Below are 16,772 nucleotides of genomic sequence, written 5' to 3'. Positions count from 1 at the left end.
ATCCAAATTCAAATCTATGCAAGTTAAATTTTTTTAACATGCGCATTATCAAACATTTATTCGCTTGTAATTTCAGAAAACACGAATATAATTTCTAAATCCACTTTTAAAAAATCAAAAATTCGCTACAATATTATTAGGAGATGATTTTATGAATTGGAACAATTTAACAGAAAGAGCACAAAAAGCGATTTTAATTGCCCAGGAAGAGGCACATAGTCTCGGGAATGATTATCTCGGGACGGAGCATCTATTGCTTGGGCTTATTAAAGTTGAAGAAGGAATTGCTTACAATGCAATCCTCAGTATGGGGGTTGATCCTGAAGAGGTTATAGAGCGTATTGAGAACTTTATTAAGGAAAACAGGAATTTCTCAGGTAAGACAAGCGATGAGATAATTCTTACTCCACGTGCAAAAAGAGTCCTTGAACTCGCTGAGAAAGAAGCAATAAATCTTGGTGATAATTATATTAGCACTGAACATATCCTTCTTGCAATCCTTCATGAAGGGGGAGGCGTTGGGATAAAGATTCTCCAGGATTTAGGAGTTGATATCCAGAAGTTCGAAGAAACTATTTACTCAATGATTGGTGAAAAGGCGACAAAAGAGGCAACGCAGACCCGTGAGTTTAGAGAAACAAAGACACCTACTTTAGATCAGTTTTCAAGGGACCTTACATATCTTGCAACTCGTGGCGAACTTGATCCTGTTATTGGAAGAGAAGGCGAAATTGAGCGTGTAATAGAAATCCTTATGAGAAGGAAGAAAAATAACCCGGCAATAATAGGAGACCCTGGTGTTGGTAAAACCGCAATTGTAGAGGGGCTTGCCCAGAAAATTGCCGATAACGATGTGCCGGACCTCCTTAAAGGCAAAAGAATTGTATCATTAGACCTTGCCTCTGTTATTGCAGGAACGAAGTACCGTGGCGAGTTTGAAGAGAGAATGAAAAAAATCCTTAAAGAGGTTGCGAAAACAAACAGAAATGTAATTCTCTTTATAGACGAATTCCATACACTTGTGGGTGCAGGTGCTGCAGAAGGTGCAATTGATGCGTCAAATATTCTTAAGCCTTCTTTAGCAAGTGGAGAGATACAGGTTATTGGTGCAACAACACTAAAGGAATACAGAAAATATGTTGAAAAAGACCCTGCTCTTGAAAGAAGGTTTCAGCCCGTTTATGTAAAAGAACCGAGTGTAGAAGAGGCAATAGAAATTTTGAAGGGAATCCGTGAGCGATACGAAAAGTTCCATGGAGTCCGAATACCTGACGAAGCGATTGAGCTTGCCGTGAAACTCTCCGTAAAGTACATTAATGATAGATTCCTGCCTGATAAGGCGATAGATGTTATTGATGAAGCCTCAGCAAGATTAAAACTTCAACTGTCCAAAAACTCTGAAATAAAGGAACTTGAGAAAAAGATTAGGGATATAAAAGATAGGAGATTCCAGGCTATAAGGGAAAAAAGGCTTCTCGAGGCAGAACGCTTAAGGGAGGAAGAAAAGAACCTTCTTAATGCACTGAGGCTTATTGCAAGTGAAAAGGAAACGGAGATTCCAGTTTTGTCTGAAGACGATATAAGAAAAGTGATATCCTTATGGACCGGTGTCCCTGCAGAAAAAATGGTTAAGGATGAAAAAGAACGTCTTGTTCATATGGAAGAAGAACTCCACAAGCGTATAGTCGGGCAAGAAGAGGCGGTAAAGGCAGTATCTCGTGCTATAAGGCGTGCACGTTCTGGTTTGAAGAACCCTAACAAGCCTATTGGAACTTTCCTTTTCCTTGGTCCAACTGGTGTTGGTAAAACAGAACTTGCAAAAACTCTTGCAGAGTTCCTTTTTGGTAACGAAAATGCTCTCATCAGGCTTGATATGTCTGAATATATGGAGAAATTCACCGTTTCAAGGCTCATTGGCTCTCCTCCAGGTTATGTTGGTTATGAAGAAGGCGGACAATTAACAGAGGCAGTTAGAAGAAGGCCGTACTCTGTCGTTCTTTTTGACGAGATAGAGAAGGCACACCCTGATGTATTTGATATTCTTCTTCAAATAATGGATGAAGGGCGTCTTACTGATTCTCAAGGAAGGACTGTTGACTTCAAAAATACCGTAATAATTCTTACTTCAAACTTTGGGACCGAGGGATTAAGAGAGAAAAATGTAGGATTTGAACTTGGAGGAAGCGAAGCAACATTTGAAGAAAAGAAAAAGAAGTTATTGTCGTCCTTAAAGGGATTGTTTAAACCTGAATTCCTGAATAGGCTTGACGACATAATAGTTTTCTATCCTCTCACACTTGATGAGATTAAGCAAATTGTTGATATCATTATGAAGAGGATTGAAAAGAATGCATCCGAAAATAATATTGAAATTGAACTTACCGAAGCGGCTCGAGAATACCTTGCAAAGACAGGTTACAACCCTGAATACGGCGCAAGGCCTCTACAAAGGCTCATAGAAAAGGAAGTTGAGGACCCAATTGCAGTTAAAATCCTGCAAGGAGAAATAAAAGAGGGAAGCCTTATAGTAGTTGATTACAAAGAAGATACTGGCATCGTATTCGAAATAAAAGAAAAGATTCCGTCGCATGGATAAAATTAGAAACTTTTCTATAATTGCACACATTGACCACGGTAAGTCAACGCTTGCAGATAGATTTCTTGAAAGAGGTGGGCTTGTTGTAAAAGGCGAGCAGATGCTCGATAGTATGGAGCTCGAGAGGGACAGAGGGATTACAATCCGAGCCCACCCTGTAAGCCTCGATATAGAAGTAAACGGGGAAAAGTATCTTTTTAACCTTATTGATACACCGGGTCATGTTGACTTCTCTTATGAAGTGTCAAGGAGCCTCAAGGCATGCGAAGGAGCAATACTTCTTGTGGACGCAACACAGGGTGTCGAAGCGCAAACAATTGCAAATACATATCTTGCTCTCGAAAACGACCTCGTAATAATTCCCGTAATAAATAAGATTGATGTTAAAGATGCAGACATTGAAGGCACTGCAAAGGAAATAAAGGATATCCTTGGCTTTAATGAAGAAGAAATCCTCAAGATAAGCGCAAAGACTGGAGAAGGTGTAGATGAACTCATAAAGGCAATAGTTGAGAGGATCCCCCCTCCTCAAGGTGATCCAGATCTTCCCTTAAAAGCCCTTGTTTTTGATTCTCACTTTGATACCTACAAGGGAGTTGTTGTTTATGTGCGTATAAAAGACGGGACAATCAAAAAGGGCGATAGAATAAAATTTATGTCCACAAATAAAGAGTTTGAAGTTGAAGAGGTTGGGATATTCAGGCTTAAAATGGAACCTGTGAATGAACTTAGAGCAGGTTTTGTCGGTTATTTTACAGCGCTTATTAGAGACCCACTTGATGTCCAGATTGGAGATACGGTAACCTCTGCAGTAAATCCAACAAAAGAGCCTATCCCTGGGTTTAGAAAAAATGTGCCAATGGTTTTTGCAGGCATTTTCCCCCTTAATACGAACGAGTTTGAAGAATTAAAAAAATCTCTTGAAAAACTCCATCTAAATGATCCTGCTTTTACTTTTGAACCTGAATCTTCTGAAGCGCTTGGATTTGGTTTTAGATGTGGTTTCTCAGGACTTCTTCATATGGAGATTACAATCGAGAGACTCAGAATTGAGTTTGGGCAGGATATTATTGCAACCGTTCCAAATGTTGAATACGAAATAGTGTTAAGAGATGGAAGGACTATCACAATTGACAACCCTGCAAAATTCCCTGACCCTTCGAAGATCCTTGAAATAAGAGAACCAATAGTTGATGCATCAATAATGATTCCGCCAGATTATATCGGAAATGTAATGGAACTTATTACTTCTCGAAGGGCGATTTACAAGGATATGCTTTACCCAGAGGAAAAGAGAGTTATCATTCGTTTCGAAGTTCCGCTTCAGGAGATTATTACGGATTTCTTTGATGCACTTAAGTCGGTAACTCGTGGTTACGGAACACTTGATTATGAGTTTATTGGCTTTAAGAAGGCTGATATCGTTAAGGTCGATATTCTAATAAATAAGAAACCTGTTGATGCTCTTTCTTTTATGGCACATGAAGATAAAGCGTATTACATTGCACGCTCTATGCTTGAAAAGATGAGAAAAGTTATTCCAAGGCAGATGTTCGAAGTAAGTTTGCAGGCCGCAATTGGAGGAAAAATTATCGCAAAGGAAAGGATTGTTCCATATAGAAAAGATGTCCTTGCAAAATGCTACGGTGGAGATGTAACCCGTAAACGAAAGCTTCTCGAAAAGCAAAAAGAAGGAAAGAAAAAAATGAAAATGGTTGGCAATGTCGAAATACCACAGGAGGCATTTTTCTCGATACTTTCAGTAAAGAGTGGAGAAACCGAAGATTAGCTCTTTCAAAGGCTTTCACCTCTATATTCATTTTCCTTTTTGTGTAAGTAAGTGTATTTACTGTGATTTCGTATCTTTTAAATTCCAAAAGCCTTTGTATAGAAAATATTTTGATTATCTTAAAAGAGAAATTGACTTATTCCTTGAAAAGTTTCCTGATAATTCAGAAAAACGCATTTCGACGCTTTATCTTGGTGGAGGGACGCCCAGTCTTATTGAGGAAGATTTGTTATCTAACCTTCTTTCATTTTTAAGAAGTCGTTTTGATTTAAGAACTCTTTCTGAATTTACAATAGAGGCAAATCCCGAGAGCATAGAAAAAACTAAGTTTGAAGCCTTTAAAGCGCTCGGAGTAAATAGAGTAAGTATTGGGGTTCAGTCGTTTAACGATGAAACGCTAAGGATTCTTGGGCGAATTCATGATAGCAAAACTGCCATTGAAAAATTTGAACTCCTTCGTGAAATCGGTTTTTCAAACATAAATCTTGACCTTATATTTTCTCTTCCAAATGAAACCTTTGATATGCAGGTCAGATCTCTTAAAAGTGCAATTCAATTGAATCCAGAACACATTTCCTATTATGCGCTTATGGTAGAAAGAGGAACGCTCTTAAACAGGATGAAGAGTAAATTTAAGTTTGTGGATGAAAAAATCTGGTTAAAGGAGTTTGAATACGGGGAACGCTTGTTAGAGGATGCAGGTTTTATACATTACGAGATTTCAAACTATGCAAAGAAATCCTACGAATGTCTCCACAATATTTCATATTGGAAAAGTTATCCCTACCTTGGGTTTGGTATTTCTGCAGGTGGTTTCTATAACGGCATTCGTTATGTGAATGTTAAGAGTTTTGAGAAGTATTTCGAAAAAATCGATAGAGGAGTTTTGCCTTATTCATTCAAAAAACGACTTCCTGTTGATATTGCAAAAGGTGAATTTATAATGATGGGGCTTAGACTTCTTGAAGGGATCGGTTTTGATGAGTATTATCACAAGTTTGGAAGTTTCATAACTGAGGACTTTAAAAACGAAATTTCGAAACTCAAGAAACTAAAACTAATAAAAGTAGACAGTAAAAAAATTGCACTCACCAAAAGGGGAGTGCAATATGCAAATATTGTATTTAGGGAGTTTATTTAGGCTTTTTTTCGCAAAGAAATCTTACCGTTACTTACAAGATATCTTAGAATTTGTCTTCCTTCTCTTAATGTAATGCCCATTTCCTTACAGATTGTGGGGAAGTCTTTTCTCCCATCAATTTTTTTGTAAAAAGCGATGTTCCTTTCCCCGTATATTGGTGTATTGACTGCGTACCAGCCTGTTTCTTTAACAGGAATTACAAGGTCTTCGTCCTTTAAAACATCCTCGGTTTCAAAACTCATAGTAATGAGTCCTTTGTCAAAAAGAGATGCAAGGAGTTCAAGTGTCTTCATCTCACCCATAGGAGAATTCATAAGTAACCTCAAAAGCGTTGTTGGTTCTCTAACAAGCGATAGGATTTTCCATTCATCAGGTGTTAATTTTACTTCTTCAGACTTTGCTTCACCAATGTCAAATACCACATCGTAATTCGGAAACTTCTTTCTAATTTCTTCCCACCTTTTTAAAATTGAGTCAATGTCCTGTGCAAGCGCCTTAAGTTCTTGTGCTTTTTCACTCTCTTTTACATCATCCATCTTTATAAATTCAAATTTTCCAGAAGTGAGTCCTACAGCTTTTTCAAATGATGAAATTGGATCCTTATCACCCTCTGCGTTCACAATTACGCCATTCTTAAAGTAAAGGAAGACATGAGTTGAATCATTAATAATCTCTAATTTACCTGTACCTTTCATTGATTGAATTAAATTTAAAATACCCCTTAAATCGAGTTCACTTAAATCTCCTGTTAAAGCCATCTTTGGCCTCCATTTTAATAAAAGAATTTACTTGCTCTTAATTATTATAGCGATTTTTTACAAAAGTCAAATAAATTGTATAATATTCTGATGAAAGAACGAATTAATTTTGTAATAATAACAGGACTAAGCGGTGCAGGAAAAACAAAAACCGTTGGTGTAATGGAAGACCTCGGTTATTACTGTATTGATAATATTCCTCCAACTCTTATAAACGATTTTATAAGGATTGCACAAAGCACTGAAGGAAAAATTAACAAAATATGTGCTGTTATTGATATAAGGAGCAAAGATTTTCTACAACAGTTTCCCCAGATTGTAAAGGAACTTAAGAATAGAGAGGATATAAACCTTAAAATAATTTTCCTTGAAGCATCGGTAGAGACCCTTGTAAAAAGATTTTCCGAGACGAGAAGAAAACACCCCTTCGACGAAAGTGTATCTGTAACACTTGAAGAGAAAATAAAAGAAGAAATGAATTGTCTTGCGCCAATAAAGGAAATGGCTGATATAGTTATAGATACTACTCACTTCAAGGTGCAGGACTTGAAGAAAAGAATTATCGATATTCTTACCCTTCCAGAAGAAAAAGCGCTTCACATAATGATAATAACTTTTGGCTACAAGTACGGAGTTCCACTTCAATCTGATATCGTTGTAGATGTCCGTTTTATCCCCAACCCTTACTATGAGGAGGAATTGACAAATAAGTCAGGTCTTGACAAGGAGATACAGGATTTTGTTATGAGCTTCCCGGAAACAAGGGAGTTTGTTCAGAAATTTATGGACTTTCTCCTCTTTCTTATACCTTACTACATAAGAGAGGGTAAATCCTATCTTACAATTTCCCTGGGCTGTACTGGTGGACATCACAGGTCAGTTGCAATAGGTGAAATTATTGCAAATATGTTGAAGGAGAAAGGTTTTGTTGTTGCAATTGAACACAGAGATTTGAAAAATGAAGATAGAAAATAGCAGGCTTCGGTTTTTATTACCGGGGCTTCGCCTCAAAAGGTTTATTCTCTTAATTGTTGTTTCTATCCTTCTTCTTATTTATGGTATTTTCTTGCTTTCTACTGTTCTTTCTGATAATGAGTATTTTATGAATAGCTCACTTTACATAGGAAAATACTTTGATGTCCCTTTTGAAAGTTTTTACATACAACTTTTTGCAGTAGCCCTGATCGTTATCTCTATAATTTTGATTTATGTAGGTATTTCTCTTCTGATCCAATCTGTTGCAAAGGCGCTTGTCCCTGACAAACCTTATAGCGAAATTATGGATCTTCTTTTCGAAAGGCGAAAGGATGGCCTTAAAAAGCGTGTTGTTAATATCGGGGGTGGCACAGGGACGACCTCAGTCCTTGAAGGATTGAGAGGAAAATTTCTAAAGATTTCTGCCGTAATAACAGTTGCGGATTCTGGTGGCTCCTCTGGAAGACTAAGAAGAGAACTTAATGTTCCCCCGCCAGGAGATATAAGGAACTGTCTTATTGCGCTTACTGAAGAAAACTCTCTTTCAAGAAAAATACTTTCGTATAGATTCAATGCACCTGGCTCCTGTCTTGATGGTCATAATCTTGGGAATATCCTTATTACTGGTCTTACTAAAGTTACAAATGATTTTGGAGATGCTGTATTGAAGCTATCAAAGCTCCTTAATATTGAAGGAGAGGTCTTACCTTTTACGGAGGAAGAGGCAACTCTATGCGCAGAATTTGAAGATGGTGAAATTGTTGAGGGAGAGGCTGAAATTACCGCAAGAGGAAAAAGGATTAAGAGGGTTTTCTTGAAAGATGATTCAATAAAGCCTTATCTTCCTGCGCTTGAAAGGATAATAAATGCTAATGTTATTGTAATTGGTCCTGGAAGCCTATTCACAAGCATTATGCCGCCGTTACTTCTTCCCTCTGTCGTTGATACTATAAGAAGGTCGCATGCAGTAAAGATATACATCGTTAACGCAATGACAGAACATGGAGAAACGGATAATTTTAAAGCATCGGACCATGTAAAGGTAATCGTTGATACGCTCGGAGAAGGAGTCCTTGACTATGCTATTGTAAATACGAAACAGTTTTCTCCTGAGACCCTTTCACGTTACAAACTTTCGAATTCTGAGCAAGTATTAGCAGATGTTGAAAATATTGAAAAATTAGGCGTAAAACCAGTTTTGGGTGATTTTGCAAAGGAAAGAGGTGGTCTCATACGACACGATCCAGAAGCCTTAGGCGAAATAATAATGAAGTTAGCGCGGTCGAGAGTTTAAACATACGTCTTAAAAGAGAACTTGCAAGCATAAACGAAGAGCCTCTTTTTGAACTTTATGGATTTATTGTTGGAAACGCTAAAGTCATTTATTCAAATGAGAAGATGCTTAAGTTCTCCTCTCGTGAATTATTCGTGATAAGAAAGATCCTAACTCTTTTTAATGAACTTAAAATAAAAAGGGAGAAAGATATCCTCTCTTCCGAAAGGGGAATTCACGAGTTGTTTTTGACGGGGTTTGATCTGGATTTCAATTTCGAAAACATTTTTTCGTTAGTTAAAAAAGCGTTGGTAAATGAGAAAAAGGCTTTCTTGAGAGGTGTTTATCTTGGCTGTGGCATTATTTCGAGTCCACCTTCGTATCATCTTGAGTTCAGATTTGAAAAGGAAAGCGAAAGGGACCTTGTTTCTTCAATCCTTAACCATTTTAGAATCAAACACTCTGTAAGAGAAGGAAGAATTTTCATTAAAGGGCGTGAGAACATAAAGGATTTTCTTTACACCGTGAAGGCTTTTGGAATTTATACAGAATTGGAGAATGATGCTATTGAAAAATCGGTATCAAATGAAGTGAATCGTCTTGCTAATTTCGAGTTTGCAAACCTGAAAAGGCTTACAAACTCTGCATCGAAAGAGATAAAAGCGATAAAATCGATTATTGAGAAAGGAGAGTTCGAAAAACTTGATTCTGAACTTAAGGAAGTTGCCCTTTTAAGGCTTAACAACCCTCTTTCGTCACTCAGGGAACTTTCAGAAAAATCTAAAGGAAGATTTTCAAAGCAAGAAATATATTACAGGTTAAAGAAGATTGAATCCTATGGAGAATAGAGTAAAAGCAAAACAAGTTTTAAGGCAAAAGTTTCTTCCATATCTTGTTTTGAAGTCCCGCATTCTTGAACTTCCAAATCCTGAATTAAACAAGTACATAGAAGAACTAATTGAGAGTAACCCATTTGTTGACGAAGGAGATGAAATTGTTTACGAAGAGTTTGAAACTTTCCCCGATAATCAAGAAGATGACATATACTCATTTCTAAAGATACAAATTGAGGTGTCGCCTGTTGAGGAGGAAATTAAAGAAGTTGCGTATAAAATCGTAGATAATCTCGATGAATGCGGTTTTTTGTCTAAGGATGAGAGTACTTTGATAAAGGAACTTGGCATTAAGAAAAACCTATTCAAAAAGGCGCTTGAGTTTCTCAAAACCCTTGACCCCATTGGTGTTGGCTCAAGAAACATACAGGAGTATTTTGTAATCCAACTTGAAAATGAAGGAGAACTTCCCAATACCTATAGAAAGTTAATTCAGGACGACCTCGAATTACTTATGAAAGAGGACTATAAAGCGCTTGTAAAAAAATACAAGATATCTAAGGAAGAACTTTTCGGACTGAGAGAAAAATTGCTAACGCTCGACGTATGCCCTGGAAAGGACTTTAAGAGTGTAAAGTTTATTACAAAATTCCCTGATATTATTGTTGAGAATGACGGGGAAAATTACAGTGCCTTTGTGAATAGGTCTTCAAGAAGGGTTATTCGCCTTGTTGAGGATTACGCAAGACTTATAGACAAACTTCAGGATAAAATAGAGAAAGAAGAACTTGAAAACTTGCTTGCAAAAGCTCAGTGGTCAATCCACGCAATCGAGGAGAGGGATAGACTTCTTGAGGAAATCGGAAAAAGGATAGCAATGGAGAATGTAGAGTTCTTCAAGGGAAATAGTGAAGTAAAGAAAATATCTTTTGAAGAATTTGAAAATGAAAATTTTGACAGAGCGACACTTTCACGTCTTATCCAGGGGAAATACATCCTTACTCCTTGCGGAATTTTCCCTTTGAGGTATTTTTTTAAACACAAAAACGAAAAGTTTGGCGAAGAAAAAGTTCTTAAATTAATTAAGGAAATTGTTGATAGCGAAGATAAAAGACATCCTTATACAGACGATGAGATATGCGACATGCTAAATAAAGAGGGTTATGATATAAAGAGGAGGACAATTACCAAATACAGGGAAAAACTTAATATACCGAGTTCTTCCAAGAGGAAAATTAGTTAAGTTGGTATTCAATTTATTAGTTATTTTTTACACAATATTGTAATTTCTGATATTGACATAAATTAGTATTTTGCTAAAATTAACATAGTTTATAAATTTAGTAAAAATATACAGGAGGTAAATATGGCAAAAGTAGCAATTAACGGTTTTGGTAGAGTTGGAAGACAGGTTTTTAAGAGACTTACAGAAGTCTATCCAGAAATCGAAATTGTTGCAATTAACGACTTATTCCCGCCAGATCAACTTGCATTCCTTGCAAAGTATGACTCAAATTACGGCATCTGGCAAAGGGACATTAAACTTGAAGGAAACGAATTAGTTGTCGATGGCAGAAGGACAAAGATGTTTGCAGAGAAAGACCCTACAAATCTCCCATGGAAAGATCTTGGAGTTGACATTGTAATCGAATCATCAGGTGCATTCACAAAAAGAGACAAAGCAATGCTTCACATCCAGGCTGGTGCAAAGAAGGTAATTATTACAGCCCCAGCAGAAGGAGAAGACATTACCGTTGTTCTTGGTGTAAATGAGAACCTTCTTGATATGGAAAAACATGTAATTATTTCAAATGCATCATGCACAACAAATAGCATTGCACCAGTTATTAAAGTAATCCATGATAAGATTGGTATCGAAAAGGGGTTCCTCACAACAACACACTCATACACACAGGACCAGAGGCTTCTTGACTCGCCCCACAAGGATCCGAGAAGGGCAAGGTCTGCTGCAACCAACATTATTCCTACAACAACTGGTGCAGCTAAAGCAGTTGCACTAACAATTCCAGAACTTAAAGGAAAGCTACATGGTTTTGCCTTGAGAGTGCCAACCCCAACAGTTTCAATTTCAGTATTTAACGCGGTATTAAAGAGAAATGCAACAGCAGAAGAAGTTAACGGTTATCTTAAGGAAGCATCCGAAACCTATATGAAAGGTATCCTTGGATATACTGAAGAGCCGTTAGTGTCCTCCGATTTTAAAGGCATTACATACTCAGGCGTTGTTGATGCACTCTCAACAATGGTAGTTGATGGGAATCTTTTGAATGTTGTAAGCTGGTATGATAACGAGTGGGGATATTCCTGTAGAGTTGCAGATCTCACTAAACTTGTAGTCCAAAAGGCAGGTTATTAATTATAAGGGAGGCATAGATGAATAAAAAAACCTTGAGGGATGTTGATGTTGTTGGTAAAAGGGTCCTTGTAAGGGTTGATTTTAATGTCCAGATTACTAAAGACGGAAAAGTTTTGGATGATTTTAGGATTTTAAGTGCCCTTCCTACAATCAATTACCTGAGAGAAAGAAACGCAAAGGTTATCTTAATGAGCCACCTTGGGCGTCCAAAGGGCAAAGACGAATCCCTCAAAATGGACCCTGTTGCAAAAGCCCTTGAGGAACTTGGAGGATTTAAGGTTTATAAACTTGATGATTGCATCGGCGATAGCGTCAAGAAATTTATCGACGAGACTCTTAAAGAAGGCGAAGTTGTTCTCCTTGAGAACTTGCGTTTCTATAAAGGCGAAGAGGACAATGATCCCGAATTTGCAAAAGCACTTGCAAGCCTTGGTGATATTTTTGTAAATGATGCATTTGCAACAGCGCATAGAGTTGCAGCCTCTACAGTTGGAATTACGCAGTATCTTCCATCGGTTGCAGGGCTTCTTATGGAAAAGGAGATTACAATTCTTTCGAACCTACTTGAATCCCCAGAACACCCTTACATTGCAGTTTTAGGGGGAGCAAAGGTATCGGATAAGATTGGTCTTATAAGGAACCTTCTCGGTAAGGTCGATGAACTCCTCATAGGCGGTGGTATGTGCTTCACATTCCTTAAGGCACAGGGCTATAATATCGGAAGATCGCTTTGCGAAGATGATAAACTCGATGTTGCAAAAAGTCTTTTAGAAGAAGCGAAGGCGAAAGGGGTAAAAATTGTCTTGCCTGTCGATATTGTTGCCGCAACTGATGTAAAAGAAGAGGGCTATGCAGGGATTTTTGATATTGAGGATATGAAAAGCGACCTTGTTGGCGTAGATATCGGACCAAAGACGGTAAAGCTGTTTGAAAACGAATTATCTAAGGCAAAAACAATTGTATGGAATGGACCTCTCGGCGTATTCGAAATTGAGAAATTTGCACAAGGCACTTTTGAGATTGCAAAATTTATTGGAAGTCTTTCAGGTGTTACAACGGTTGCAGGTGGTGGTGAAACAGTTGCAGCATTCAGAAAATTCAATCTTCAGGACAAAATTACACACCTTTCAACTGGTGGCGGTGCTTTCCTTGAATTCCTCGAAGGAAAAGTTCTTCCAGCGGTTGACGCATTAGACAATAAGGAATAAATATTGAAGTTTTTTAAGAGCCTGCCTTTTTTTGGGCAGGCTTTTTTGTTTTTATAGAGTTTTTATATAATTTTTCGTAAAACTACTTGAAATTTATTCTCAAATCTATATAATACATATGGAAGAAGGTAAAGGATATGAGTACATTTGCGATTGTATTGATAGTATTGGACTTGATTTTTGCAGTTGGCACCATTTTATCGATTTTGTTGATGGATCCGAAAGGTGCTGGCTTAGGTGCTATTTCTGGTGGCGCAACAGTCTTCCACAATAGGACTGCAAAAGATATTTTGTTAGAGCGTTTGGCTACCGTATTTGGTATACTATTCGTCCTTACTACAATATTTTTAAACGTATTTAAAGTCTTTTAGGCTTTTAAGTGCTGGGATGGCGGAATTGGCAGACGCGCACGTTTGAGGGGCGTGTGGGCACTCCCGTGTGGGTTCGACTCCCACTCCCAGCACCATGTGGGCGGATAGTTCAACGGTAGAACGCTTGCCTTACACGCAAGAAGTTAGAGGTTCGAATCCTCTTTCGCCCACCATGTGCCGAGGTAGCTCAGTCGGTAGAGCAGTGGACTGAAAATCCACGTGTCGGCGGTTCAATTCCGTCCCTCGGCACCATCCGATATAAAACCTTTTTTAAGTCATATCTTTATGTGCTAATCCCATAATTTGGTGACTCCTCTTTTTAAGGTATAATATCTTGTTCTATATGAGGATTTGCACAGACTTTTTTCTATAAGAACTCGAAAGCACTACAAGGAGGGCAGCAATTTGCTTCTTGACAAAATCTTTAATTTTGATACAAACAAAAATCTAAGAGGTGCAAGTAAAGATGAAAGAGTGTGTAGTCACACGATTTAGGGAACAATACATTAACAACAAATACTGCACGGAGGTAATAGCATGACTACATTATTTTTAGTGCTTATCATTTTAGTGGCAATCATTTTTGTTCTGAGGTTTCTTTCATCTTCAAAAGGAGAGAAAGAGGAGATTGCTGCTTTTCCTTTTTATGCAAAGAAACCTTTAACGCCTGTAGAGCAATCATTGTATTACAAACTTGAAAAAGCACTTCCTGAATATGTGATTCTTTCCCAAGTTTCATTGTCAAGATTTCTCGGTGTAAAAGAAGGTGCCAATTATATGGAATGGCTTAATAAAATTAACAGAATGACCATTGATTTTCTTGTGTGTAAAAAGGATTTCAGTATTGTAGCAGCAATTGAACTTGACGATTCTTCCCACAATAGTGAGCGAAGGCAAGAAGCTGATGACAAAAAGAATAAAGCACTTCAGTCAGCAGGTATTCGTATTATAAGATGGAATGTCAAGAATGTGCCTGATACAGATAAGATAAGAGAAGAAATTATACAAACAAATCCAAGAATCTAGGTTTGAAATTCGGGTAGGCTATAGTCCTGCCCTTTAATCTTACAATGCTTTATTTTCTTAATAAGGAAAGATACAAGCTAATATAAAAAATAATTTATCTTTGTCCTCTACACTGAACACAAAAGCCTTTTATGTACATCGAAAAAAGGCTAACTTTCTCAACAATTAAAGATACTTTAAAAAACGAGAATTGGAAAGGATTAGATTCTTGAAGAATTGAGAAACAATATAGGCAAATCGAAGAGGTTTAAATAATTTTTATGTTTTAGTATTTAGCGTGATTTATGTTTTATATGAATTAAAAAATTTGCAGAAAAACTAATTAAAGATTAAAATGTATTAGTTTAAATGAATTGGGAATTTGAAAATGCATCCTACAATTAAGGAAATAGTATTAGCATTAGACGCTGAAATTAAAGAGCTAAAAGAAGGTCATAGTGGAAGAACAATTTCCGTTTTTGATGGGATAATTGTTCAAGAGTCTAGCAATTCCTATATTTATCAATTTGTTGTCGATAATGTTTTTTCAACTATGGATGATACTCCAGCAGAAATTGAAGTTAATGGTAAAAATTATAGATGTTATATTGTTACGATAGAAGGTCAAAATGTTGTTCTTTCCTTGGATGAGAATTTAGGGAATAAAATACCCTCTGCTAAACTTAAAATAAATACATGGTATTTGCTTGAAGAACTTAAAAGAAAGTTTGAAGAGAGTGCAGATGATTCAAAGAAGTTTACTTCAAGTTTAAAATTATTTTCCGGTGAAGCAAGTCCTATACACTCAAATATTTATTTGCTTGAAAATGATAATTTTTTTATTGGTAATGAGTTAGATGAGTCACAGAAGGAAGCTGTAAAAGCTTCCCTTCTTAACTCTTTTTGCATTATTTGGGGACCTCCAGGGACAGGAAAGACTAAAACGATAGTAAAACTCATTGAAGGACACATTAAACTTGGAAGAAGAGTTCTTTTGGTATCGCATTCTAATAACGCAGTTGATGAAGCAATGCTAAGAATCGGTGAAAAATTTAGAAAGTCTTCTATTTACGAAGAAGGCAAATTGGTAAGATTTGGTAATATAAAGCCAGAATATTTACAGAAAATTAAAGAAGAAAATTTAGACTTAATTAGATTTGATGAAATTTTTAAAAAGAAATCCGAAAATTTACTGAGTGAGAAAAGTAGACTAACAGGGGAACTTACAACTCTGAATACAAAACTCGAAAAGGCTCAAGAGGCAAAAAAACTATACAATTTCATACAAAATATTGATTACAAGATAAATGCAACTGAGAAGATTTTAAATGAAAAGACTCAAATTCTGTCATATTTAAATGAGCAGATCGAAAAGTTGTTGGAAGTAAAAGCAGAACTCCAAAATAGGCTTTTGAAAGCCAATGAAAGCAACGCACTAAAGAGATTGTTTTTGGGGCTAAATCCTGAAGTTATAAAAGCAAGATTAGAGAAGTTAGAGGAAGAAATAATGTCAAAAAGGCAGCAAGAAAGAGAATTAGAGAATAGCATTGTAAGTCTAAAGGCAGAACTCTCGACTTTACAGATAAAAAAGGGCGAATCTCAAAAATATCTGGAAGATTCGTTAAAAAATCTCAGTGTCAGTATACGGGAGATAGATTCGTATATGGAGAATCTGAAGAGTAAAATAGAAGCGCTCAAGTCCAAGATTTCCGATATTCAAAAAGCACTTGACAAGATGCAATTAGGAATTTTAGAAGAAGCGTTAGTAGTTGGCACAACGCTTACTATGACTTATATTGCAAAGGTTTTTGAAACTTTATCCTTTGATGTGTTAGTTGTAGATGAAGTTAGTATGGCACCCCAGCCAATGTTATTTTGGGCTGCATCGAAAGCCTCAACAGCTATTACAATAGTCGGTGATTTTATGCAACTTCCTCCTATTTCGGTTTCAAAAAATGAATTTGCCCATAAATGGTTAGTAAAAAGTATTTTTGATACCCTTGGAATAAATGATGTTAAAAGAGTGCTTTATGATAATAGAATAAAGCTATTGAAGACGCAATACAGGATGCATCCATCTATATCTAAAATATCAAACAAATTTATTTACCAGGAAGTTATAAACGACAGAAAAACTGATTATAAAGAAGTTGAGGATAAAATTTCAGGTAATAAGCCCGTTATTCTTGTTGACACATCTTCTGCAAATCCCTGGGCAAGCCAGGCATTTTCCGGTGGAAGATTTAATCTTTATAACGCTCTTTTGTGTGTAAATTTAGCTGAAAGTATTCTTCCATCACTTGATAATAACCAAAGAGTTGGCATTGTTACACCATATAGACACCAGGCAAATTTGATCTTAAGGATAGCAAAAGACAAGGGTATCGAGAACAGAGTTAGGGTTGGCGTGATTCATAATTTTCAAGGCTCGGAAGAGGAAGTCATT

13 protein-coding genes and 3 tRNA genes are annotated in these 16,772 nt (G+C 36.7%); 15 read left to right on the top strand and 1 reads right to left on the bottom strand.

Features of this window, described 5'->3' with window-relative positions; all coding sequences use genetic code 11:
• Positions 1–151: 151 nt before the first annotated feature.
• Genes JHC30_00730 through hemW form a run of 3 tightly spaced genes read left to right on the top strand, consistent with a single transcriptional unit; the run spans position 152 to position 5,526 of the window.
• On the top strand, positions 152–2,596 hold the full coding sequence (locus JHC30_00730; GenBank protein ID MCI4462682.1) for an ATP-dependent Clp protease ATP-binding subunit: 2,445 nt from the start codon (positions 152–154) through the stop codon (positions 2,594–2,596).
• Entirely contained in the window at positions 2,589–4,385 is a 1,797-nt protein-coding gene (lepA, locus tag JHC30_00725) for an elongation factor 4 (protein MCI4462681.1), read from the top strand. Before JHC30_00730 ends, lepA begins: the two co-directional genes overlap by 8 nt.
• A complete protein-coding gene (gene hemW, locus JHC30_00720) occupies positions 4,366–5,526 on the top strand; it encodes a radical SAM family heme chaperone HemW (protein MCI4462680.1) in 1,161 nt (386 codons plus the stop codon). The genes lepA and hemW overlap by 20 nt, the downstream gene beginning before the upstream one ends.
• Here hemW and JHC30_00715 read toward each other — a convergent pair.
• A complete protein-coding gene (locus JHC30_00715; GenBank protein MCI4462679.1) occupies positions 5,523–6,284 on the bottom strand; it encodes a DUF4388 domain-containing protein in 762 nt (253 codons plus the stop codon). The two genes, hemW and JHC30_00715, sit on opposite strands and share 4 nt — an antisense overlap.
• Positions 6,285–6,374: 90 nt before the next feature.
• Here JHC30_00715 and rapZ point away from each other — a divergent pair, with 90 nt between their 5' ends.
• From rapZ to JHC30_00655, 12 genes are all read left to right on the top strand, one after another.
• A complete protein-coding gene (gene rapZ / locus JHC30_00710) occupies positions 6,375–7,259 on the top strand; it encodes an RNase adapter RapZ (GenBank protein MCI4462678.1) in 885 nt (294 codons plus the stop codon).
• On the top strand, positions 7,243–8,553 hold the full coding sequence (yvcK, locus tag JHC30_00705) for a uridine diphosphate-N-acetylglucosamine-binding protein YvcK (protein ID MCI4462677.1): 1,311 nt from the start codon (positions 7,243–7,245) through the stop codon (positions 8,551–8,553). Before rapZ ends, yvcK begins: the two co-directional genes overlap by 17 nt.
• Before the next feature lie 104 nt (positions 8,554–8,657).
• The gene (gene whiA / locus JHC30_00700) at positions 8,658–9,380 is read left to right on the top strand and encodes a DNA-binding protein WhiA (protein ID MCI4462676.1); all 723 of its coding nucleotides are present in this window, start codon (positions 8,658–8,660) and stop codon (positions 9,378–9,380) included.
• Entirely contained in the window at positions 9,370–10,608 is a 1,239-nt protein-coding gene (gene rpoN / locus JHC30_00695) for an RNA polymerase factor sigma-54 (GenBank protein MCI4462675.1), read from the top strand. Before whiA ends, rpoN begins: the two co-directional genes overlap by 11 nt.
• A 123-nt stretch (positions 10,609–10,731) precedes the next feature.
• Entirely contained in the window at positions 10,732–11,742 is a 1,011-nt protein-coding gene (gene gap, locus JHC30_00690; protein ID MCI4462674.1) for a type I glyceraldehyde-3-phosphate dehydrogenase, read from the top strand.
• 17 nt (positions 11,743–11,759) lie between these two features.
• A complete protein-coding gene (locus JHC30_00685; protein MCI4462673.1) occupies positions 11,760–12,950 on the top strand; it encodes a phosphoglycerate kinase in 1,191 nt (396 codons plus the stop codon).
• A gap of 137 nt (positions 12,951–13,087) precedes the next feature.
• A complete protein-coding gene (gene secG / locus JHC30_00680; GenBank protein MCI4462672.1) occupies positions 13,088–13,321 on the top strand; it encodes a preprotein translocase subunit SecG in 234 nt (77 codons plus the stop codon).
• 10 nt (positions 13,322–13,331) lie between these two features.
• Positions 13,332–13,416: transfer RNA gene (locus JHC30_00675), tRNA-Leu, on the top strand.
• A gap of 3 nt (positions 13,417–13,419) precedes the next feature.
• A tRNA-Val gene (locus JHC30_00670) sits at positions 13,420–13,494 on the top strand.
• A gap of 3 nt (positions 13,495–13,497) precedes the next feature.
• A tRNA-Phe gene (locus JHC30_00665) sits at positions 13,498–13,573 on the top strand.
• Between the two features lie 285 nt (positions 13,574–13,858).
• Complete coding sequence (locus JHC30_00660; protein MCI4462671.1) at positions 13,859–14,347, top strand: DUF2726 domain-containing protein; 489 nt, start codon at positions 13,859–13,861, stop codon at positions 14,345–14,347.
• Between the two features lie 367 nt (positions 14,348–14,714).
• On the top strand, positions 14,715–16,772 hold a 2,058-nt coding region (locus JHC30_00655; GenBank protein MCI4462670.1), incomplete at its 3' end, for an AAA family ATPase.

Source organism: Caldisericum sp. (genome assembly GCA_022759145.1).
Lineage (GTDB): Bacteria > Caldisericota > Caldisericia > Caldisericales > Caldisericaceae > Caldisericum.
The sequence above is the reverse complement of the archived record's forward strand: the minus strand, read 5'-3'. Positions and strand labels throughout refer to the sequence as shown.